This is a genomic window from Pseudomonas iridis, assembly GCF_017980685.1.
Taxonomy (GTDB): Bacteria; Pseudomonadota; Gammaproteobacteria; order Pseudomonadales; family Pseudomonadaceae; genus Aquipseudomonas; species Aquipseudomonas iridis.
Genome location: NZ_JACXXO010000001.1, coordinates 19,081 through 40,777 on the forward strand (window position 1 = coordinate 19,081; position 21,697 = coordinate 40,777).

21 protein-coding genes and 1 riboswitch are annotated in these 21,697 nt (G+C 61.0%); of the genes, 5 read left to right on the forward strand and 16 right to left on the reverse strand.

All coding sequences use genetic code 11. From position 1 onward, the window contains the following. The first annotated feature begins 87 nt into the window (after positions 1 to 87). Both IEQ42_RS00105 and IEQ42_RS00110 read left to right on the forward strand, forming a co-directional pair. Positions 88 to 630 carry a TetR/AcrR family transcriptional regulator gene (locus IEQ42_RS00105; RefSeq protein ID WP_210702184.1) on the forward strand — a complete coding sequence of 181 codons (543 nt, stop codon included), beginning with the start codon at positions 88 to 90 and terminating at the stop codon, positions 628 to 630. Positions 631 to 876: 246 nt separating this feature from the next. Next, complete coding sequence (locus tag IEQ42_RS00110; protein WP_210702185.1) at positions 877 to 4,347, forward strand: hybrid sensor histidine kinase/response regulator; 3,471 nt, start codon at positions 877 to 879, stop codon at positions 4,345 to 4,347. A gap of 90 nt (positions 4,348 to 4,437) precedes the next feature. Here the strand turns inward: IEQ42_RS00110 and IEQ42_RS00115 are convergent, their stop codons facing one another. Next, the gene (locus IEQ42_RS00115) at positions 4,438 to 5,802 is read right to left on the reverse strand and encodes a DNA recombination protein RmuC (protein WP_191624053.1); all 1,365 of its coding nucleotides are present in this window, start codon (positions 5,800 to 5,802) and stop codon (positions 4,438 to 4,440) included. 175 nt (positions 5,803 to 5,977) lie between these two features. Continuing rightward, the gene (locus tag IEQ42_RS00120) at positions 5,978 to 6,301 is read right to left on the reverse strand and encodes an SEL1-like repeat protein (protein WP_047300324.1); all 324 of its coding nucleotides are present in this window, start codon (positions 6,299 to 6,301) and stop codon (positions 5,978 to 5,980) included. Positions 6,302 to 7,284: 983 nt separating this feature from the next. On the opposite strand from IEQ42_RS00120, the gene IEQ42_RS00125 reads away from it, so the two are divergent. The 3 genes from IEQ42_RS00125 (at position 7,285) to IEQ42_RS00135 (ending at position 9,684) form a co-directional block, all read left to right on the forward strand. Beyond that, entirely contained in the window at positions 7,285 to 7,509 is a 225-nt protein-coding gene (locus IEQ42_RS00125; protein ID WP_042558329.1) for a hypothetical protein, read from the forward strand. 274 nt (positions 7,510 to 7,783) lie between these two features. Next, a complete protein-coding gene (locus IEQ42_RS00130; RefSeq protein ID WP_042558328.1) occupies positions 7,784 to 8,266 on the forward strand; it encodes a hypothetical protein in 483 nt (160 codons plus the stop codon). A 146-nt stretch (positions 8,267 to 8,412) separates the two neighbouring features. Then, positions 8,413 to 9,684, forward strand: a complete 1,272-nt coding sequence (locus IEQ42_RS00135) for an OmpP1/FadL family transporter (protein ID WP_210702186.1) — start codon at positions 8,413 to 8,415, stop codon at positions 9,682 to 9,684. A gap of 144 nt (positions 9,685 to 9,828) precedes the next feature. On the opposite strand, the gene IEQ42_RS00140 is transcribed toward IEQ42_RS00135, so the two are convergent. The 14 genes from IEQ42_RS00140 to cobO all read right to left on the reverse strand — a co-directional run bounded on the left by IEQ42_RS00140 (position 9,829) and on the right by cobO (position 21,361). Next, entirely contained in the window at positions 9,829 to 10,389 is a 561-nt protein-coding gene (locus tag IEQ42_RS00140; RefSeq protein WP_042558326.1) for a glutathione peroxidase, read from the reverse strand. Positions 10,390 to 10,443: 54 nt separating this feature from the next. After that, a complete protein-coding gene (locus IEQ42_RS27455; RefSeq protein WP_263480683.1) occupies positions 10,444 to 10,566 on the reverse strand; it encodes a hypothetical protein in 123 nt (40 codons plus the stop codon). Beyond that, a complete protein-coding gene (locus IEQ42_RS00145) occupies positions 10,563 to 11,771 on the reverse strand; it encodes an MFS transporter (protein WP_210702187.1) in 1,209 nt (402 codons plus the stop codon). Before IEQ42_RS00145 ends, IEQ42_RS27455 begins: the two co-directional genes overlap by 4 nt. A gap of 52 nt (positions 11,772 to 11,823) precedes the next feature. Further along, positions 11,824 to 12,228, reverse strand: coding sequence for a MarR family winged helix-turn-helix transcriptional regulator (locus tag IEQ42_RS00150; protein ID WP_042558324.1), 405 nt, complete (start codon positions 12,226 to 12,228; stop codon positions 11,824 to 11,826). Positions 12,229 to 12,350: 122 nt separating this feature from the next. Beyond that, positions 12,351 to 13,082, reverse strand: coding sequence for an adenosylcobinamide-GDP ribazoletransferase (locus tag IEQ42_RS00155; RefSeq protein WP_210702188.1), 732 nt, complete (start codon positions 13,080 to 13,082; stop codon positions 12,351 to 12,353). Between the two features lies 1 nt (position 13,083). Further along, positions 13,084 to 13,659: an alpha-ribazole phosphatase family protein gene (gene cobC, locus IEQ42_RS00160; protein WP_210702189.1), complete on the reverse strand. Its 576-nt coding sequence runs from the start codon at positions 13,657 to 13,659 to the stop codon at positions 13,084 to 13,086. Continuing rightward, positions 13,656 to 14,711: a nicotinate-nucleotide--dimethylbenzimidazole phosphoribosyltransferase gene (cobT, locus tag IEQ42_RS00165; RefSeq protein ID WP_210702190.1), complete on the reverse strand. Its 1,056-nt coding sequence runs from the start codon at positions 14,709 to 14,711 to the stop codon at positions 13,656 to 13,658. The genes cobC and cobT overlap by 4 nt, the downstream gene beginning before the upstream one ends. Then, entirely contained in the window at positions 14,708 to 15,229 is a 522-nt protein-coding gene (cobU, locus tag IEQ42_RS00170; RefSeq protein ID WP_210702191.1) for a bifunctional adenosylcobinamide kinase/adenosylcobinamide-phosphate guanylyltransferase, read from the reverse strand. The genes cobT and cobU overlap by 4 nt, the downstream gene beginning before the upstream one ends. A gap of 87 nt (positions 15,230 to 15,316) precedes the next feature. After that, on the reverse strand, positions 15,317 to 16,819 hold the full coding sequence (locus IEQ42_RS00175) for a cobyric acid synthase (RefSeq protein ID WP_210702192.1): 1,503 nt from the start codon (positions 16,817 to 16,819) through the stop codon (positions 15,317 to 15,319). After that, positions 16,816 to 17,808, reverse strand: a complete 993-nt coding sequence (cobD, locus tag IEQ42_RS00180) for a threonine-phosphate decarboxylase CobD (RefSeq protein ID WP_210702193.1) — start codon at positions 17,806 to 17,808, stop codon at positions 16,816 to 16,818. The genes IEQ42_RS00175 and cobD overlap by 4 nt, the downstream gene beginning before the upstream one ends. Further along, positions 17,801 to 18,709 carry an adenosylcobinamide-phosphate synthase CbiB gene (cbiB, locus tag IEQ42_RS00185; protein WP_210702194.1) on the reverse strand — a complete coding sequence of 303 codons (909 nt, stop codon included), beginning with the start codon at positions 18,707 to 18,709 and terminating at the stop codon, positions 17,801 to 17,803. The genes cobD and cbiB overlap by 8 nt, the downstream gene beginning before the upstream one ends. Continuing rightward, positions 18,706 to 19,356: a 5,6-dimethylbenzimidazole synthase gene (gene bluB, locus IEQ42_RS00190; protein ID WP_115148243.1), complete on the reverse strand. Its 651-nt coding sequence runs from the start codon at positions 19,354 to 19,356 to the stop codon at positions 18,706 to 18,708. The genes cbiB and bluB overlap by 4 nt, the downstream gene beginning before the upstream one ends. Beyond that, positions 19,353 to 20,753 carry a cobyrinic acid a,c-diamide synthase CobB gene (locus IEQ42_RS00195; protein ID WP_210702195.1) on the reverse strand — a complete coding sequence of 467 codons (1,401 nt, stop codon included), beginning with the start codon at positions 20,751 to 20,753 and terminating at the stop codon, positions 19,353 to 19,355. The genes bluB and IEQ42_RS00195 overlap by 4 nt, the downstream gene beginning before the upstream one ends. Then, positions 20,750 to 21,361 (reverse strand): cob(I)yrinic acid a,c-diamide adenosyltransferase, encoded by a 612-nt coding sequence (gene cobO, locus IEQ42_RS00200; protein ID WP_047300314.1) that lies wholly within the window; start codon positions 21,359 to 21,361, stop codon positions 20,750 to 20,752. Before cobO ends, IEQ42_RS00195 begins: the two co-directional genes overlap by 4 nt. An 81-nt stretch (positions 21,362 to 21,442) precedes the next feature. Then, a riboswitch (cobalamin riboswitch) is annotated at positions 21,443 to 21,668 on the reverse strand. Between the last annotated feature and the right edge of the window lie 29 nt (positions 21,669 to 21,697).

The window sequence follows — 21,697 nt, forward strand, 5'->3', positions numbered from 1 at the left end:
ACACTCCGCAAAAGCTAATTTTTTGCTTTTGCGGAGTGTGCTACCGCTCAATGCTTAAAGCAAATTCTTTGTGTTAAGGTCTGACGCATGGCTATTAAAGAAGGTTTACGCCCCGGCGGACGCAGTGCCCGGGTGCAAGAGTCGATACATTCGGCAGTCCGCGCACTGCTGCAAGAGCAGGAGCGCTCGACCGTGACCGTCCCGCAGATTGCGGCGCGTGCGGGCGTTACGCCGTCGACGATCTATCGGCGCTGGGGCGATCTGGCGGCGTTGCTGGCCGACGTCGCCCTCGCCCGCATGCGCCCCGACAGCGAGCCCGCAGAAACCGGCAGCCTGCGCAGCGACATCCGCGCATGGGCCGAGCAATATCTCGACGAGATGAGCTCCGAGCCCGGGCGCAACATGATGCGCGACGTGCAGGCGAGCGCTACGCCGGGGTATTGCGTGGCGATCATCGGCGCGCAGTTGCAGACCATTATCGAGCGCCATCCCAATGAGGCGGCGCCCAGTGTTGATCAGTTGATCAATCAGGTCGTGGCGCCGGTCGTGTTCCGGATTCTGTTTTCAGCGGCGGCGCTGGAGGTGGATGAATTGCACCGACTGATTGATATCGCGTTGCAGCAGGACTAACGCCATCGCTGGCAAGCCAGCTCCCACAGGATCTGTGGAGCTCACAAATTTTGTGTTCACTGAAGATCCCTGTGGGAGCTGGCTTGCCAGCGATGAGACCTTGACGGTCACCGCAGAACCACCCGGTTCCATTCCTGCGACACCCCGCCACGCCACGACCTTGGTCGACACTGACTAACCGCCGCGCGCATGCGAGACTGTCCGCCCGGGCAGGAGTGCCGGGGAGTCTTTAGTCGGGAGTGTTGCATGTCGTTGTCCACCGGGCTGATCGCCGCCGTCGCCCTGGCCTATATGGCCATCATGTTCGCCATCGCCTTCTACGGCGACCGTCGCAGCACGCCGTTGCCGCCGCGAGTGCGCGCGTGGGTCTACAGCCTGTCGCTGGCGGTTTATTGCACCAGTTGGACATTTTTCGGCGCGGTCGGCCAGGCGGCTGAACAGTTGTGGTCATTCCTGCCGATTTACCTCGGGCCGATATTGCTGTTGGTCGGGGCGCCGTGGGTCTTGCAAAAAATGGTGATGATCAGCAAACAGGAGAACATCACCTCCATCGCTGACTTCATCGCCGCGCGCTACGGTAAATCGCAATCGCTGGCGGTCGTCGTCGCGCTGATCTGCCTGGTCGGCGTCCTCCCCTACATCGCCCTGCAACTCAAGGGCATCGTCCTCGGTGTGAACCTGTTGATCGGTGCCGGTGCCGATGCAATGGGCACGCGCGCCCAGGACACCGCGTTGATCGTGTCACTGGTGCTGGCGCTGTTCACCATCGTCTTCGGTACGCGCAACCTAGACGCCACCGAGCACCACCGCGGCATGGTGCTGGCGATTGCCTTTGAGTCGCTGGTCAAGCTGTTCGCCTTTCTCGCCGTCGGCGCGTTCGTCACCTACGGCCTCTACGACGGTTTCGACGACCTGTTCAATCAAGCCATGCTCGCACCGCGCCTGGAGGAATACTGGAAAGAAACGATTAATTGGCCGTCGATGGTGGTGCAGACAGGCGTCGCGATGATGGCGATCATCTGCCTGCCACGGCAGTTTCACGTCACGGTGGTCGAGAATATTGATCCGCAGGATCTGCGCCTGGCCAAATGGGTGTTCCCCGCGTACCTCGCGCTGGCTGCACTGTTTGTAGTCCCGATCGCTTTGGCCGGTCAGATGCTGCTGCCGAGCGACGTATTGCCCGACTCGTTCGTGATCAGTCTGCCGCTGGCTCAGGCCCATCCGGCGTTGGCGATGCTGGCGTTTATCGGCGGCGCGTCGGCGGCCACCGGCATGGTCATTGTCGCGAGTGTGGCGCTGTCGACCATGGTCTCCAACGACATGCTGTTGCCGTGGCTGCTGCGGCGCAATAACGCCGAGCGCCCGTTTGAAGTGTTCCGCCAGTGGATGCTGTCGGTGCGCCGCGTGAGCATTGTGGTGATTCTGTTGCTGGCGTACGTCAGCTATCGCCTGCTCGGTTCGACGGCGAGCCTGGCGACCATCGGCCAGATTGCCTTCGCCGCCGTGACCCAACTGGCGCCGGCCATGCTCGGCGCGCTGTACTGGAAACAGGCCAACCGGCGCGGCGTGTTCGCCGGTCTCGCCGCCGGCACTTTCCTGTGGTTTTACACGCTGGTTTTGCCGATTGCCGCCCACAGCCTCGGCTGGTCGCTGAACAGTTTCCCGGGGTTGGCGTGGCTGCACAGTAACCCGCTGAACCTGCCAATCAGCCCGCTGACCCAAGGCGTAGTGTTGTCGCTGGCCGGCAATTTCACGCTGTTTGCCTGGGTTTCGGTGCTGTCGCGCACGCGGGTGTCGGAGCACTGGCAGGCTGGGCGATTCATCGGTCAGGAGATCAGCGCCCGGCCCAGTGCGCGGTCGATGCTGTCGGTGCAGGTCGACGATCTGCTGCAACTGGCGGCGCGGTTTGTCGGTGAGGAGCGTGCTCGCCAGAGCTTCATTCGATTCGCCTACCGCCAAGGCAAGGCTTTCAACCCGAACCAGAACGCCGACGGCGAATGGATCGCCCATACCGAGCGCTTGCTGGCCGGTGTCCTGGGCGCTTCTTCGACGCGAGCGGTGGTAAAAGCCGCCATCGAAGGTCGGGAAATGCAGTTGGAGGACGTAGTCCGAATCGCTGACGAAGCCTCAGAAGTCCTGCAATTCAACCGCGCTCTGCTGCAAGGCGCGATTGAAAACATCACCCAAGGCATCAGCGTGGTCGACCAGTCGCTGAAGCTTGTCGCCTGGAACCGACGTTATCTGGAGTTGTTCAACTACCCGGACGGTTTGATCAGCGTCGGCAGGCCAATCGCCGACATCATTCGCTACAACGCCGAGCGCGGGTTGTGTGGTCCCGGCGAGGCGGAAGTGCATGTCGCACGTCGTTTGCACTGGATGCGTCAGGGCCGCGCGCACACCTCAGAACGCCTGTTCCCCAACGGCCGGGTGATTGAGCTGATCGGCAATCCGATGCCCGGTGGCGGCTTCGTCATGAGTTTCACCGACATCACCGCGTTCCGTGAAGCCGAACAGGCGCTGACCGAGGCCAACGAAGGCCTGGAACAACGGGTCAGCGAGCGAACCCAGGAACTGTCGCAACTCAACGTCGCGCTGACCGAAGCCAAGGGCACCGCCGAAACCGCCAACCAATCGAAAACCCGATTTCTCGCGGCAGTCAGCCATGACTTGATGCAGCCGTTGAACGCCGCGCGACTGTTCTCCGCCGCCCTCTCCCACCAAGACGACGGCTTGAGCAGCGAGGCGCAGAAACTGGTGCAGCATCTCGACAGTTCGTTGCGTTCGGCCGAGGACCTGATCAGCGATCTGCTGGACATTTCCCGCCTGGAAAACGGCAAGATCAATCCCGATCGCAAGTCCTTTGCGGTGAACGAACTGTTCGACATTCTCGGCGCCGAGTTCAAGGCGCTGGCCCAGGAGCAAGGTTTGACCTTCCGTGTGCGTGGCAGCCACATGCGCATCGACAGCGACATCAAGTTGCTGCGGCGGATTCTGCAAAACTTCCTGACCAACGCTTTCCGCTATGCCAAAGGCCCGGTATTACTCGGTGTACGGCGGCGCGGCGGGAAGTTGTGCCTGGAAGTATGGGATCGCGGACCGGGCATTCCGGAAGACAAGCAACAGGAGATATTCGAGGAGTTCAAACGTCTCGACAGCCATCAGACGCGCGCCGAAAAAGGCCTGGGGCTTGGGTTGGCAATCGCTGATGGCCTGTGTCGCGTACTCGGGCATACCCTGCGCGTGCGCTCGTGGCCGGGGCGCGGCAGTGTGTTCAGCGTTACGGTGCCGTATGCGCGCACGCAAATCATACCGGCCACTGCCGCTGTGGAATTGAACGGCAAATTGCAGAACGGCGCACAAGTGCTGTGCATCGACAATGAAGACAGCATTCTGATCGGCATGAACAGCCTGTTAAGCCGCTGGGGCTGCCAGGTCTGGACGGCGCGCAATCGCGAGGAATGCGAGGCGTTGCTCAGTGACGGAGTGCGGCCGCAACTGGCGCTGGTCGACTATCACCTGGATCACGGCGATACCGGCACCGAGTTGATGGCGTGGCTGCGCACGCGTCTTGGCGAGCCGGTGCCGGGCGTGGTGATCAGCGCCGACGGACGCCCGGAGATGATTGCGCAGGTGCATGCGGCGGGGCTGGATTATCTGGCCAAACCGGTGAAACCGGCGGCGTTGCGGGCGTTATTGAGTCGGTATCTACCGCTGTAAACGTACCGCTGCCGTCTTCGCAAGCAAGCTCGCTCCCACAATGTTCAGATGATTCATGTGGGAGCGAGCCTGCTCGCGAAGCTTTCCAGACTATTCCGGCAACTCAACCAACCCATCAACATCCGTCATCGCCCGCTCCAGCAGATCCGCCGGCAAGCTTTTGCTCGCCCGCGCGCCCAACAGTTTGAGCTGCTCACTGCGGCTGACCAGGTTGCCGCGCCCTTCTGTCAGTTTGTTGCGCGCCGAGCTGTAGGCTTTGTCCAGTTGTTGCAGACGATTGCCGACTTCGTCCAGATCCTGAATGAACAGCACGAACTTGTCGTAAAGCCAGCCGGCGCGCTCGGCGATTTCCCGCGCGTTCTGGCTTTGACGCTCTTGCTTCCACAGGCTGTCAATGACGCGCAATGTCGCCAGCAATGTGGTTGGGCTGACGATCACGATGTTGCGGTCGAACGCTTCCTGAAACAGCGATGGCTCGGCCTGCAATGCCGCCGAAAACGCGGCTTCGATCGGCACGAAGAGCAAAACGAAATCGAGGCTGTGCAGGCCCTCCAGGCGTTTGTAATCCTTGCCGGCCAGGCCTTTGACATGGTTGCGCAGTGACAGTACGTGCTGCTTGATCGCGATCTGTCCGAGCGTGTCGTCCTCGGCCGCGACGTATTGCTGATAAGCCGTGAGACTGACCTTGGAGTCGACCACTACCTGTTTGTCGCCTGGCAGATAAATGACCACATCTGGCTGGAAACGCTCACCATCCGGGCCTTTGAGATTGACCTGCGTCTGGTACTCGCGGCCTTTCTCCAGACCAGCGTGTTCCAGCACGCGTTCGAGAATCAACTCGCCCCAATTGCCTTGGGTTTTCTGGCCTTTAAGGGCACGGGTCAGGTTCGTGGCTTCGTCACTCAAACGCAGATTGAGCGCTTGCAGACGCTCCAGTTCCTTGGCCAGCGAAAAGCGTTCGCGGGCCTCGGCCTGGTAACTTTCTTCCACACGTTTTTCGAAAGATTGAATGCGTTCTTTCAACGGATCGAGCAACTGACCGAGGCGTTGTTGGCTGGTTTCGGCAAAGCGCTGCTCACGCTCGTCGAAGATTTTGCCCGCCAGTTCGGCGAACTGCGCCCGCAATTCATCACGCGAACCTTGCAGATCATCGAGGCGCTGTTGATGGCTCTCCTGCTGCTCGCGCAGTTCGGCGTTCAGCGAAGCCGCCTGCGCGTCGAGACGGCGCAGTTCGGCCTCCTTGTTGGCGCGCTCAAGGTTCCAGGCGTGGGAGGCGTCACGGGCGTCGTCACGTTCTATCTGCAACAGCTCGACTTCGCGGCGCAGGGCTGCCAGTTCTGCTTGCTTGGCGGCGTTGGCCTGGCCAAGGTCGGCGATTTCATCGCGGCCGGCTTCCAGTTGCGCGTTGAGCCCGTCCTGCGCCAGTTGCGCCATGGCCAACCGCTCTTCCAGCAACGCCACCTGCGCTTGCCCGTTGCTTGCCCGACGTTGCAGTTGCCAGGCCAAAGCCAACAACGGCAGCCCAGCGCCTGCGAGACCGAGCAATACGCTGGTCAAGTCCATAGCCATAGCGACTCCTGCCGATCGGTTAAAGCCTGAAGGGTAACCAAGGTGTCAGAACTTGGACAGCTCAGTCTTCGAGCAGGCCGAGTTCCACTTGGGCACGATGATCGCCAGCGCGAGCAGCCTGACGCAGCAGATCCTGACCGATGCGGCGATCGCGTGCATTACCACACTCGCGGCACATCAACTGGCCGAGGCGGCTTTGCGCGGCAACCACTCCTTCGCGCGCCGGTTGCTTGAGCAGGCGGCCGGCAAGGTGCTTGGCATTGTGGCTTTCGCTCAGGCGCGGGCTGTCGAGCAGCCATTCGGCCACGCGCACGGAAAATCGCTTGGGCGGGATAACAGGTGGGGGTTGTGAGGTAACAGGGTCTGATACTGAGCGAAACTTCATAAAGCACTGTGGGACAGATCGGAAGGCGCGCCACTCTACTCTCTTTTTCTTACAGGTAAAGTCGAAATAAAACCCGGCACGCCCGTCCTAGAGCAAGCGCTCGGGACAATCCACAGAAGCTGTGGATAAGTCAGTGGACAACCGTCCTCCAACCCTCGCAAAGCCTTATGGAATGGGGCCCGCAGTCAAACTGACGATTTTTTCACCAACAAAAAAAAGCGATGTTTTTCATTGACTTAAACTTTCGATACAGGCAGCCATCAAGGTCAGGTTTGATATGACAGTGCCGTTACAGCCTGTGCAAGTAATGTGCACAAGTACCTGTTACCCGGTTATATCGGTGCGCTGTTTCGGGTCGTTTTGCGCTCCAGGCTGGGGATAAGCGGCTTCTCGACAGGGCCGCGCACGGTTTTGTGGCGACGAGTGGTCACCCTGGGGTTTCGTTTGTTATCCGATTACCGCCCCCGCAGGGAAGATCGCACCCACAATGGGCTGCGTTTTCTTGTAGAACACAACTTTTTTGGCGCAGGGTTTGCTTTACCAATTTCGATCCGTTACTATCCGCGGCGTTAGTACCAAGCTGAAAGTCAATTCCGGTCGAACATATCCCCACGGTGCGCCTTCCAACAAGAAGCCCTCACCGAAAAAAGCGGATACGACCCCTCGATGGTTTCCAGGTAAATCTTGCGACGACACAGCCTTTGAATGATGCAAAGGGTGTTGCGAAGACCGATTACTCTGACCGAACCAACCTGCAAATTGATCAGGATCTTCACCCCGGGCCCAGAACCTTTGCCCTTGATGTGTTGCCTGTCCTCCTAAGTACCTACCTGCCAGCCCAAGCGCGCCAAATTATCAGCGCTTCAAACTGGCTGCTTTGTTCCAGTCGGGTTCTTCGTTCGACCAATGGTGGTCGACGTTACTGGAACGTTTTAACGTTGCACGGTTCTTATCCGTGTCATTTGTAGGAACACCTAATAACTATGTCGACTCAAATCCATACTCAGGACGCCATTCGCGCCCTAACCAACGCTTTTGCTCCAATGAACTGCCTGATCATGGCCGCTCGCAAAGGCTGCTTCAGCTTCACACTGGTCAACGAACACGGGATCGCCCGCCACAGCGAGCGTCTGTATCCCGATCAGTACTCCAGCGCCGAACCGCTGCAGGCTGTTATTGATCGAACGCGTCAGGCACTGGTTGCCTGAGAGCCGAAAAGGCTGCAACAAACGAAGCCCCGCTTAAAACGCGGGGCTTTTTATTGCCTGATGTTTCACTTTTAAGCCTTTGCGCCTAAGCACCATCGGATATAACGGTTATAACGTGCAGCCGGAAATATTTTAAAAACAGTCCTTTACGTCGCGAATATGACACTACACTTCAACTCAAGCGGCGTTGTCCGCTTCCGGCGAGCCTGAACCGATCCACCGCTGCCAAGGCCCCTTTCAGGTGTCGCCGCCCAATAACAAGATCGAGGGCTTTATGGGTATCGCTGCCAGCGAACTGTGCCGCTACGTGATTCGCCCCACGCTGATCTATCTGGGACGTCACTGCGCCACCGCCGAATCACTGTTGCTGGGCATCGCGGCCAGCCAGTCCGCCCTCGGCTCCGCCCTGCATGACCGCCGTGGACACGGCCTCTACCGCATTGCCGAGCATCGCCATCAAGCACTGTGGGATGACTATCTGGCGCTTGATCCGGAACGTGCCAGCCTCGTCCGCGGACTGGCCAGCCAACACGCATTTCTCAGCGGGCCGCACCTGGAATTGACCGTCAATCTGCGTTACGCCACCGCTATCGCCTGGCTGCTGGTCGAAGAACAAAACCCCACCCTCCCCGACCCGAACGACTTGCTCGGTATGGCGCGAATCTGGCGTCAGACCTTCCAGCCTCAAGGTCGTCTGCGCGATTTCACCTGCGCCTGGCAGACTTGTGTTTCACCGCTGAATCAGGTCGCTTGCTGACCGTCCAGTTCCGCAAGATCCTGTAACAGGTCGCGAATTTGGTCGGATTGTCCTACAAAACCGCTCTAAATCAAGGCATTCAGGCTATAGCGCTGGGACGAAAATGTTGGTAATTTTCGCCCCGGTGATCACCAGGAGTTCTAATAATGAAAAAAGTAATGCTCAAAACCACCCTTAGCCTTGCCGTTACCTTGGCATCCACGCAGATTTTCGCCGCTGGCTTTGCCATCAACGAACACAGCATTAGCGGGATGGGGACTGGGTACGCCGGGCGATCTTCTTCTGCCGATGACGCAAGCACTGTTTATGGCAACCCTGCCGGCATGTCGCGCATCAAGCGCGAACAAATCACCGGCGGCGCTGCATTCCTCGACGCATCGACCGATATCAGCAATGCCAGCTCCAACCCGAATGGCGGGAGCAACAAAGGCGACATGGTGCCCTTCACCGCCGTACCTATGGGCTACTACGTCAAGCCAATCGACGATCACTGGGCATTCGGTTTCGGCGTTTACGTGCCGTTCGGCCTGATCACCGACTATGAAAACAACTTCGCCGGCCGCTACTTTGGCAGCAAGTCGGAAGTGCAAGTCATCACCTTCCAGCCGACCATCAGCTACGCCTTCAACGACAAGGTGTCGATCGGTTTCGGCCCGACCATTAACCGCATCGACGGCAAGCTGGAATCCAACCTGTCAATCACCCCGGCCTTCCCCGATGGCAAGGTCAAGATCAAGGGTGACGACACTGCGCTGGGCTACAACATCGGTGTATTGGTACAAGCGACCGACTCCACCCGCGTTGGTCTGACTTACCACTCGAAAGTCGACTACAAGCTTGAAGGCGACACTAAGGTCAACTACGGCGTACTGGGCCTGGCCGGGCTGAGCTCCAGCCAGAAGTACGACGCTTCGCTGAAGATCACCACACCTGAGTCGGTGGATCTGTCCGTCACTCAAGCGATCAACGATCAGTGGACGGTTTACGCCGGTTCGACTTTTACCCGCTGGAGCCAGCTGGATAAAATCACCGTCGAGAACTCCGGCGTTCAGCCTGCACTGGCCGGTCAGTTCGGCGAAATCAACGAAGACCAGAACTGGCACGACTCCTGGGCGTACGCGATCGGTACTTCGTACCAGTTGAACAAGGAATGGGTGCTGCGCACCGGTCTGACCTTCGACCAGTCGCCGACCAACAACGTCGACCGTTCGCCACGCATCCCGACTGGCGACCGGACCATCTTCAGCGTCGGTGCCGGCTGGAGCCCGACCGAAGACCTGACCATCGACGTCGCCTATTCGTACCTGAAGGAAGAGTCGGTCAACGTTCGTAACGAAAACAATCGTGGCCAGACTTACAACGCCAAGTATGAAAACTCGGCAAACGGCTTCGGCGTCGGCGCTACCTACCGCTTCTGATGCTATCGGGCGGGGCTAACCCCTCGCCCACTGAAAAGCCCCGCTCTCTTTGCAGAAGGCGGGGCTTTTTTGTGCCTGACTTGTTAACCCCTGTAGGAGCAGCGTGCCGCAGCTCCTACAGGGAAAGCGCAAACGCCCTGAGTTTCAGGGTTTCAGCGGTTTCGAGGCGATAGCTTTTTCGATCGCCGCAATAAACTCCGGATCATCCGGTTTGGTCAGGCTGGAGAAGTTGGCGATCACCTTGCCTTGGCGATCCACTACATATTTGTAGAAATTCCACTTCGGCGCGCTGCTCTGAGCGGCCAACACCTGGAACATATGCGTGGCATCATCGCCGCGGACTTTCTGCGGCTCGGTCATGGCAAACGTCACGCCGTAGTTGGCGTAGCAGACCTTGGCGGTCTCGACGCTGTCCTTGGACTCCTGCTTGAAGTCATTGGAAGGCACGCCGAGCATTTCCAGCCCCTGCGCCTTGTAGCGCTGATTGAGCGCCTCAAGGCCTTCGAATTGCGGCGCAAAACCGCAGAAGCTGGCGGTGTTGATCACCACCAGCGGTTTGTCCGCGTACTGCTTGCACAGATCGATGGATTCCTTGGCACGCAACTTGGGCAGCGAGCCTTGCAACAATTCCGGACAGTCAGCGGCCTGGGCCAGGCCAGTCAACCCCATCAGCAAAACAGGAACAGCACACCAGCGCATCAGCATGTCGAGCATCCTTGAGCAGTCATCAGCCTTCGAAGTTACTCGCCAAGCACGTCTCTAGCAAATGCTCATGCCCAACTGCATCAAGGCAAGGCCGCCCTGATGCCAGCCCCACCACACCAGCGCCAACAATGCAGCAGCCAGTGCGGTAATGACGATTCGCGGCCAGAAACGGCTCATGCGACGCTCACGCGAGGCTGCAGACGTTCGACCGGACGCTCGCGCACCGGCCAGTTCAACGCCGCCGCCAGCAGACTCAGAAGCACCGCCACTTGCCAGATCAAGTCATAACTCCCGGTACGGTCATACACCACCCCGCCCAGCCAGCCGCCGAGGAACGAGCCGAGCTGATGGAACAGGAACACAATACCTCCGAGCATGGACAGGTTTCGCACGCCGAACAAGGTCGCCACCGTGCCGTTGGTCAATGGCACCGTCGACAGCCACAGGAAGCCCATGGCCATGCCGAACAGATAAGCCGTCGTGGTCGTCACCGGCAGCCACAGGAATAGCACGATCACCACCGCCCTCATCAAATACAGCGCCGTCAGCAAACGCGGTTTGGACATACGTCCACCCAACCATCCGGCCGTGTACGTGCCGAAGATATTGAACAGCCCGATCAACGCCAGCACCGTAGTGCCGACGCTGGCCGGCAGATGTTGATCGACCAGATACGCCGGCAAATGCACTCCGATAAACACCACCTGAAACCCGCAGACGAAGAAACCGAGCGCCAACAGCCAGAATCCGGAATGCGAACAGGCTTCGCGAAGGGCTTCGGACAGCGTCTGCTCATGACCCAGTACCGGCAGCGGCTTGTCCTTGAGCATGCTCACCAGCGGCACAATCATCGCCACCAACAGACCCAACACAAGCAATGCGGCCGACCAGCCGAGCCAACCAATCAGTCCGAGCGTGCCCGGCAACATGGCGAACTGCCCGAACGACCCGGCGGCACTGGCGATGCCCATGCCCATGCTGCGTTTCTCCGGCGGCACGGCCCGCCCGACCACGCCGAGGATCACCGAGAACGAAGTGCCGGACAGGCCGATACCGATCAGCAACCCAGCGCTCAATGACAACGTCATCGCCGAGTCGGACAAGCCCATGCACACCAGACCCACGGCGTAGAGCACACCGCCAACCAGCACTACTTTCGCCGCGCCAAAACGGTCGGCCAGCGCGCCGGTGAACGGCTGCGCCAGACCCCAGATCAAATTCTGCAAGGCAATGGCGAAGGCGAATACCTCACGCCCCCAGCCGAACTGCGCACTCATCGGTGAAAGGAACAGGCCAAAGCCGTGTCGCACGCCCAATGACAACGCCAGGATCAGCGCACTTCCCAGCAACACCCAACCGCACGTACGCCACATCGATGTCATTCTTATTCTCCAGTCGCGGGTATATACCCGCTTGAGTTCGAACGAACTGGCATCAAGCCAGTTCGTCGAGCAATTTCAGCAAGGTTTCACGCTTCTCGGCGCCCAGACGATCAATCAATCGCTGTTGCGCCGCTTCCCAGGCCGGCAAGGCTGCTGCCAGACGTTGCGCACCCGTTTCCGTGAGACAGACGATGCGATTGCGCATGTCTTCACCCTCAGCCAGCGCCACCAGCCCCTCGCCTTCCAGCACCCGCAGATTGCGCCCGAGGGTGCTGCGATCCAGGCCCATGGCTTCGGCGAGTTCGGAAATGCTCGGCTGATCCAGACGTTGCAGATTGCACAGCAAAGAATACTGAGCAACGTTGATCCCGAAGCCGTCGAGAGCGCCGTCGTAATGCCTGCTGACGCCACGAGCGGCGCGACGCAGGTTGGTGCACAAACACTGAGAAGGAAGCATGATGCGTGTATATACCCGCGACTGTGTTAAATCAAGTTATAGATAACGATCGCAGCCTTCGGCAGCTCCTGCATTGGGATGCTTACCCTGTAGGAGCTTCCGAAGGCTGCGATCTTTTGACGTTAAAGCAGCACGATTCCAACCAGCACCGCCATCTCCAGCAATTCCAGCAGCGCCCCGGCGGTATCGCCGGTCGTGCCGCCTAACCGCCGCATCATCACATGCCGCAGCCAGATAAACACGCCGACCGCCACCAGCAGCGCAATAATCGCCTGGGACCCGGCAATCGCCACGCAGGCTAGCGCGCTGCCGCCCAGCACCCACCAACCCGCCTTGCGCGGCAGATGATCGGCCAGTGCCTGCCCCAAGCCACCCTTGCGCACGTACGGCGTGGTCAGAAACAACCCCAGCAACGCAGCGCGCCCAAGCAGCGGCGCGATGATCAGCACCAGACCTTGCTGCTGCTCGATCAGCGCCAGCAACGCAGCAAACTTGAGCAGCAACACTAGCACCAGCGTCACCACCGCAATCGGCCCGCTGCGCGGATCTTTCATGATCGTCAGCGTACGTTCGCGATCGCCGAAGCCGCCGAGCCAGGCATCGGCGCTGTCCGCCAGGCCATCAAGGTGCAATGCGCCGCTGAGCAATACCCAAATCGTCAACAGCAATGCCGCATGCAATAGCAGCGGCGCGCCCGCCAATGCCAGGTTCAGCCCCCAAAGAATCACCCCGAACAGCAATCCCACCAGCGGATAGAACAGCAGCGAACGCCCCAGTTGCCCGGGCTCCGGCATCCCCGGCAGACGAATCGGCAGACTGCTGAGAAATTGCAGAGCGATCCACAGCGGCAACATGTCAGCGACCTTCCTTGAGCGACCCATCGGCTTCAACGCTCAGCGAAAACAGCGCACCGTGCATAACTTCTACATTGAGCAATTGTTCACGCGGCAATCCCCGCGCCCGCGCCAGCAGCAGGCGCATGACACCGCCATGACTAATCAGCAACACCCGCTCACCGGAGTACGCCGTTTCAAGGCGCGCGACGGCCGCCAGCACCCGCGCGGAAAAATCGCTGACCGGCTCACCCTGCGGTGGCGTAAACGCATACGGATCGGCCCAGAACAGCCCTAACGCTTCGGCATCCGTCTCCATCAGCGCCGCCGCGCTCTGCCCCTCCCACGCGCCGAAATGCAGTTCTTGCAAATCCTTTTCCAGATGCACCGGCAGATTCAGCTGCTCACCCAACTCTGCGGCAAACCGCGCACAGCGCTGCAACGGCGAACTGACCAAGCGATCCCACGGCCCCCCTTCGCTCACCGCTTCGCGCATCTGTGCCCAACCCTTTTCGGTGAGCGCATCGTCGAGGCTGCCGCGCAAACCACCGCCGAGTTCGGTTTCACCATGGCGCAGCAGATCCAGACGCAAGGTCATGCCGGACGATCCGCCACCGCCGCTTCCGCGAACGTTGCCATCTGCCCGTGCAGATCACACGCCAGACGCAACAACGGCACCGCCAACGCCGCACCACTGCCCTCGCCCAGGCGCAGTCCCAGTTCGAGCAGCGGTTCGGCGCTCAGGGTTTCCAGTACATGACGATGGCCCGGCTCGGCCCCGCGATGGCCGAACAGCAGCCACTCGCGACAGGCAGGATTCAAACGCACCGCCACCAGCGCAGCGACGGTGCAGATAAAGCCGTCGACCAATACCGCGATACCTTCCTGCGCACAGGCCAGATACGCGCCGACCAGTGCGGCGATTTCGAAACCGCCCACATTGAACAGCGTCTGCAATGCATCACCGCGCTGGGCCGCGTGCAGGGCCAGGGCGCGCTCGATCACGTGCGCTTTATGGCTGACGCCTTCGGCATTCAGGCCAGTACCCGGGCCGGTCAGATGCATCACCGGGCAATCGAGCAAGGCACAGGCCAGGGCACTTGCCGCAGTGGTGTTACCGATGCCCATTTCCCCACCGATAAACAGCTGAGTGCCGGCAGCTTTCGCCCGCAGCACACTGTCGCGACCAGCCTGCAACGCCAATTCGCCCTGAGCCTGAGTCATCGCCGCGCCCTTGGCGAAATTCGCCGTGCCCGGGCCGATGTTCAGGTGGCGCACGCCCGGCAGGTTCAGCGACGGCGTCACCGTGCCCAGATCCACCACTTCCAGTTGCGCATTGAGTTGACGCGCGAGCACGCTGATCGCCGCGCCACCGCTGACGAAGTTGAGCAACATTTGCCCGGTGACTTCCTGCGGGAATGCCGACACGCCTTCAGCGACCACACCGTGGTCACCGGCAAAAATCGCAATCCAGACCTGCGCAAGCGTCGGCTTGACCTGCCCTTGCAGGCCGGCCAGTTGTACCGCCACCGACTCAAGACGCCCCAGCGAACCGGCCGGTTTGGTCAGTTGCTGCTGCCGTGCCGCCGCTTGTTCAACGATATCGGCATGCACCGCTTTACACGGATTGAGCCACCAGGCTTGAGTCATAACGCAGGTCCTTTCAGGGTCAGGGGCAGGCCGGCGACGGTCAACACGACACGCTGACAGCGCTCAGCCAGGGCTTGATGCAGCCAACCGGCTTCATCGACGTAGCGGCGAGTCAATTCGCCCAGCGGCACGACACCCATTCCGGTCTCGTTGCTGACAAAAATGATTTCGCCCGGCAGTGACGCCAGGCAGTCCAGCAGGGCGTCGCGTTCGGCGACGAGGCCTGTGGCGTCTTCGAGCATCAGCAGATTGGTCAGCCACAGCGTCAGGCAATCGACCAGCAGGCAGCGCTCGGCGCTGGCGTTTTCACGCAGGATGCGGGCGAGTTGCAGCGGCTCTTCGATGAGTGCCCATTCGACAGGACGGCGCGCGCGGTGATGGGCGACACGCTCGCTCATTTCACCGTCCAGCGGCTGGCTGGTGGCGATGTAGGTGACGGCCAGCGCGCTGTCGGTCGCGAGTTTTTCGGCGAGGCGACTTTTGCCGGAGCGGGCGCCGCCGAGGATCAGCTGAAGCATGGGGACATCCTGAAAATTATCTGTTGAGGCAACCGGCCCCGTCACTGGCAAGCCAGCTAACACAGTGATCGCGTTAGCCGGATCACCTCAGCCCCCTGTGGGAGCTGGCTTGCCAGCGATGGGGCCATGACATTCACCCTGGATCCCACAGAGCTGACGCAACAACCCGGTATCCAGATGCTTTTCCACCAGATCCGCCAAGCGCTCGATATCGCGCTCACGCAACCCGTGGTAATCCACCGTTTGCACATCGCTCAATCCAGCCCAGCGCAGCAACGCCGAACTGGCTGCCGGCGATTCGAACAAGCCATGCAGATAGGTGCCGAACACCTGACCATCCGCACTCTGCGCACCGTCACAACGACCGTCATCCAAGCGCACCGCTGCGTTCTCCAGCGCCGGCCCGGTGGTCACGCCGGCATGAATTTCGTAGCCGCTGACTTCGGCATCTTCCAGCGCCAGACGACCGCGCACATTGCGCAATTGCTTCTCGGCTTCGAGCTGCGTTTCGAAGGCCAGTAAACCCAAACCGGCACTGGACCCGGGCGCGCCCTCAAGACCCAGCGGATCGTGCACGTGCTCGCCGAGCATTTGCAGACCGCCGCAAATACCCAGCACTTTGCCGCCGTAACGCAAATGGCGACTGATCGCTGTGTCCCAGCCATTGGCCCGCAGATACGCCAGATCACTGCGTACACTTTTCGAGCCCGGCAGAATGATCAGATCGGCCGGCGGAATCGCCTGTCCCGGGCCGACAAAATGCAGATCGACCTGTGGATGCAAACGCAGCGGATCGAAATCGGTGTGGTTGCTGATGCGCGGCAGCACCGGCACCACGACTTTCAGCACGTGTTCGGCCTTGTCGGTCTGGCGCTGATCGATGCCGTCCTCGGCCTCAAGATGCAGATCCATCACGTACGGCAGCACGCCCACCACCGGTTTGCCGGTGCGCTGTTCCAGCCAGTCGAGGCCCGGTTGCAGCAGCGCAATGTCGCCGCGAAAACGGTTGATGATGAAGCCTTTGACCCGCGCCTGTTCGCTCGGCGACAGCAGCTCCAGCGTGCCGACCAAATGGGCAAAAACTCCGCCGCGATTGATGTCGGCAATCAGCAGCACCGGGCAATCCACGGCCTCGGCAAACCCCATGTTGGCGATGTCGCCGGCGCGCAGGTTGATCTCCGCTGGCGAGCCTGCGCCTTCGACCATTACCAACGGATACGCGGCGCTGAGGCGATCGTGGGAGGCCAGCACGGCTTGCATCGCGATGGCTTTGTAGTCGTGATAGGCGACGGCGTTCATGCTGGTGACGGCGCGGCCATGGATGATCACTTGCGCGCCGGTGTCGCTGTTCGGCTTGAGCAGCACCGGGTTCATGTCGGTGTGCGGTTGAAGATTCGCCGCTTGCGCCTGCACCGCTTGCGCGCGACCGATCTCGCCGCCATCAGCCGTCACCGCGCTGTTAAGCGCCATGTTCTGCGGTTTGAACGGCACCACCGCTACACCCTGACGGGTGGCCCAGCGGCAGAGTGCCGTCACCAGTGTGCTTTTACCGGCGTCGGATGTGGTGCCCTGCACCATCAGGGTTGTCATTGGGTTTCCTTGGCGAACGCTTGCAGCGCTTGTTCGAGGCGCGCCTCTTCAGCGGCATCGGCAGGCAGGCCGAAACGCAAGCTGCTGTTGTGTGTGAAGAGGCGCAGGAGGATGCCGCGTCGGGCCATGAATTCGTGCAGCGCTTGCGCCTGATCGGTGATCAACCATTGAAACAGCGCGCAACCGCCCTGGGGGTTAAAGCCGTATCGCGCCAGCAACGCGGCCAGTCGCTCACTCGCCTCATCGCTGCGTATCCGCTGGCGTGCATGACCTTCGGTGTCTTGCAGACAGGCCTGGGCGAGCACCCGGGTCGGCCCGCTGACCGCCCACGGCCCGACCTGCTCGGCGAGCAGTTTAAGAAATTTGCGCTCGGCCAGCACAAAGCCCAGTCGCACCCCGGCCAGCCCGAAGAACTTGCCAAACGAACGCAATACGACCAGGCCCACCAAATGCGTGTGCGCGGCCAGACTCAATTGTGGCGTGTTGTCCATGAACGCTTCATCGACCACCAGCCAGCCACCGCGCTGCGCCAGCCGCGCATGCCAGTCGAGCAAACGCGCCGGGGTCAGGCTCAGGCCCGTGGGATTGTTCGGGTTGACCACCACCAGTACGTCGAGGTTGTCGATAAAGAACTCGACTTCCTGCTCCAGCACTTCGCGCACGATGTAACCGCTGCGGCGCCACGCCTCGGCGTGCTCGGCATAACACGGCGACAACACGCCGACCTTGCCGGCCCGGCGCAAACGCGGCAGCAACTGAATGGCCATTTGCGAACCGGCCACCGGCAACACCTGCGCCGCACCGTAGTAATCACACGCCGCCTGCTCCAGACCATCGTCGGTTTCCGGCAAGCGTGCCCAGGCGCGCAGCGGAATATCCGGGATCGGGAACGGCCATGGAGCCAGACCGCTGGAAAGATCCAGCCAATCAGCCTCGGCGATGCCGTGATCGAGTGCAGCCTTGCGCAGTCGGCCACCGTGCTCAAGCATAGAATTCAGCTCCCACGCAAAGAATCAGCAGCCATAACCATACCCCGCGCTGGACCAATTGCCAGCCACGGTCGATGGAATCGGCATCGGCAGGTGTGCCCTCGCCAAGTTGCGGACGGTCATGCAGTTCGCCGTGATAGATCGCCGGGCCGCCCAGTTCCACGCCCAGCGCGCCCGCGCCTGCCGCCATTACCGGGCCGGCGTTGGGGCTGTCCCATTTTGGCGCCTGTGTACGCCAGCACTTGAGGGCCAGTCGGGTTTTGCCCAGCAGCGCGTAGGTCAACGCCACGAGGCGCGCGGGAATGTAGTTGAGGACGTCGTCGATTTTTGCCGCACACCAGCCAAATCGCTCGAAACGTTCGTTGCGATACCCCCACATCGCATCAAGCGTATTGCTCAAGCGATAGAGCACCACGCCCGGCGCGCCGGCCACGGCAAACCAGAACAACGCGGCAAACACCGCATCGCTGCCATTCTCCAGCACCGATTCGGTGGCAGCACGGGCGACCGCATTGCTGTCGAGTTCGCTGGTCTGGCGGCTGACCAGATAGCCGACACGCTTGCGCGCCTCATCCAGATCATCGGCGCGCAACGCCTTGGCCACCGGCTCGACGTGCTCGCCGAGGCTGCGCATGCCGAGGGCGCAATACAGCGCGAGGATCTCGACGATCCAGCCAACATAAGGCGCCCAGGAAAACGCAGTGGCGAGCAACGTCAGCGGTAGCACCGCGATCACCCACGCGGTGAAGCCATGACTGCGCCAGCCACGGCCACCGGCGTTGAAACGTTGCTCGATGCGTCCGGCAAAGTTGCCGAACGCCACCAGCGGATGCCAGCGTTTCGGTTCACCCAGCAGCGCATCCAGCGCCACTGCGGCGACACTCAACAACGCCACACTCATTGATTCACTCCCCAATAATTTTCATACAGCAATTCATTGAGCGGACGCGCCTGCGCCCACCCCTCAAGCACCAGCATCGGCGCCGGATAGAATTCCTTGACCGGGCCCAGGCACAACACCGCGAGTGGCTTGGCGCCTTCCGGCAATTTCAACAGATCGGCCAGCGCCTGCGGCTCGAACAGCGAGACCCAGCCCATGCCCAGACCCTCGGCGCGGGACGCCAGCCACAGGTTCTGGATCGCACAGGACAGCGACGCCATGTCCATTTCCGGCAGCGTGCGGCGACCGAAGATGTGTTTTTCGCGATCGTCCATCAACGCGGCGACCAGCACTTCCGCGCAATCATTGATGCCTTCGACCTTGAGTGTCATGAACTCATCGCTGCGCTCGCCGAGGGCAACAGCGGTGCGAATGCGTTCTTCTTCCACCAGGTTCTGGATCTGCCCGCGCAGGGCTCGGTCGCTGATGCGAATGAAGCGCCACGGCTGCATCAGGCCGACGCTCGGGGCCTGATGCGCGGCTTCGAGCAAGCGCCGCAACAGTTCCGGCGCGACGCTGCCACCGGTGAAGTGGCGCATGTCGCGGCGCTCGGCGATGGCTTTGTAGACCGCTGCGCGTTCGGCTTCGGAGAATGCGTTGTCTGTCATGGCCCCATCGCTGGCAAGCCAGCTCCCACAGTGGGCGGTGTAATGCCTGAAGAAACGCGATCCCCTGTGGGAGCTGGCTTGTCAGCGATGGCGGCCTCAAGGTCAGGCGCAAACAGTGCTGCGATAGCCGCAGGATTCGACGGAAAGTAGAAGTGCACGTAAGAAGCGGTCATTCGCCCATCGCGATAAACCGCCTCCGCCCCACGCCCACCATTCGGGCTCAGCCCACGGGCAATCGGGGTCAATTCAGTCGTCGTCAGGGAGTGATGATAAGTGTGCCCACGCAGCGAGCCCTCCGGCAGATCAACCGCTTGCAGCGCCAATGCCGCCAGACGTTTTTGCATCACCGCATCGCCGCTCAGCAAACCGACCAGTTCGGCGCGGGTGCCTTCGACATCAGTCAGCGAATCGAGCAGATAAAGCATGCCGCCACACTCGGCCAGCAATGGTTTGCCCGCCGCATGGTGCGCGCGGATCGCGTCGAGCATCGCGGTGTTCTGCGACAACGCCACGTGGTGCAATTCCGGGTAGCCGCCCGGCAGATACAGACTGTCCGCCTCAGGCAATTGCGTGTCGCGGATCGGCGAGAAGAAACTCAACTCGGCACCCATCGCCCGCAGCAAATCGAGGCTGGCGCCGTAGGTGAAGGCAAACGCCTCATCATGGGCGATAGCGATTCGCACACCTTGCAATAACGGTTCTGCAGCGATCACTTGCGGCGCCGCGAACTCCACGGCCGGTGGCAGCGCTACCTCGCAACTGCTGGCAAGCGCTTGGGCGGCGGCGTCGAGACGAACATCCAGGTCATTAAGCTCGCTGGCCTGCACCAGACCCAGATGACGGCTCGGCAGCTCGATCCCGGTCTCGCGGGACAGCGCGCCGTACCAACGCAAACCCTCGGTGAGGCTGCCTTCAAGCAGTTGTGCATGACGCAAGGTACCCACGCGATTGGCCAGCACGCCCGCAAACGGCAAGTCCGGCTGATAACGCGCAAGGCCCAGCGCCAATGCGCCAAACGTCTGCGCCATCGCGGTGCCGTCGATCACGCCGAGCACCGGTACACCGAAATGCCGCGCCAGGTCAGCGCTCGACGGTGTGCCGTCAAACAGTCCCATCACGCCTTCGATCAAAATCAGATCGGCTTCGGCGGCGGCTTCCCACAGCAGGCGACGACTTTCCTGCTCGCCGACCATCCACATATCGAGTTGATAAACCGGCGCACCGCTGGCGCGCTCGAGAATCATCGGATCGAGGAAGTCCGGGCCGCATTTGAACACGCGCACCTTGCGCCCCTGATTGCGATGCAAACGAGCGAGCGCGGCAGTAACGGTGGTCTTGCCCTGACCGGAGGCCGGCGCGGCGATCAATACCGCCGGGCAGTGACGTGGCTGATTCAAAGTTCGACGCCCTTCTGCGCTTTGATGCCAGCCTGAAAGGCGTGTTTGAGCATGCCCATTTCGGTGACCGTGTCACCCATCTCGATCATTTCCGGCTTCGCCCCGCGACCGGTGACGATCACATGCTGCATCGGCGGACGCGCCTGCAAATCGCTCAGCACCTGATCGAGATCGAGGTAGCCGTGCTTGAGGGCGATGTTCAATTCATCGAGCACCACCAGACCGATCGACGGATCACGCAGCAACTCGCGCGACACCGCCCACGCAGCTTCGGCGGCAGCGATGTCGCGTTGGCGATCCTGAGTCTCCCAGGTGAAGCCCTCGCCCATCACGTGAAAACGCACCTGCTCGGGAAAGCGGCGGAAGAACAGCTCTTCACCGGTGCTGTTGCGACCCTTGATGAACTGCACCACGCCGCACTGCATGCCGTGGCCCATGGCGCGGGCGAGCATGCCGAACGCCGAGCTGCTTTTGCCTTTGCCGTTACCGGTCAGCACCAGCACCAGGCCGCACTCGTCGGGCGAGTTGGCGATGCGTTCATCGATCACGGCTTTTTTGCGCTGCATACGCGCCAGGTGGCGTTCGTCACGCTCGGGGGAATCAGTCATGGGGGAGCTCTCCGTTGAGGCTGGATAACGGCGGGCAGGCACAAGAATAGACGGCAAAAAGCCTGGCATCGCCCACCGTGATGCCGCTGGATGGATCAGGCCGGTCTCCGGGCTCATGAGCGGCGTTCGCCTGACTGCGCGCCTTCCCGCTGTTAAGCAGTGGCACAAGACGCAGTTTTCACTCATTTACCGTTGCGGGGGCAGCGCCGGGATCGTGGTTGTTATTCGCTTGAAAACAACCCTCACCGGCTTCCCTGTTTCACTCTGTCGACGCAGGTCACAGAGCACCTGAAACAAGCCGCGAAGGTTAGAGGGTTGGGGGTGGAGCGTCAATTA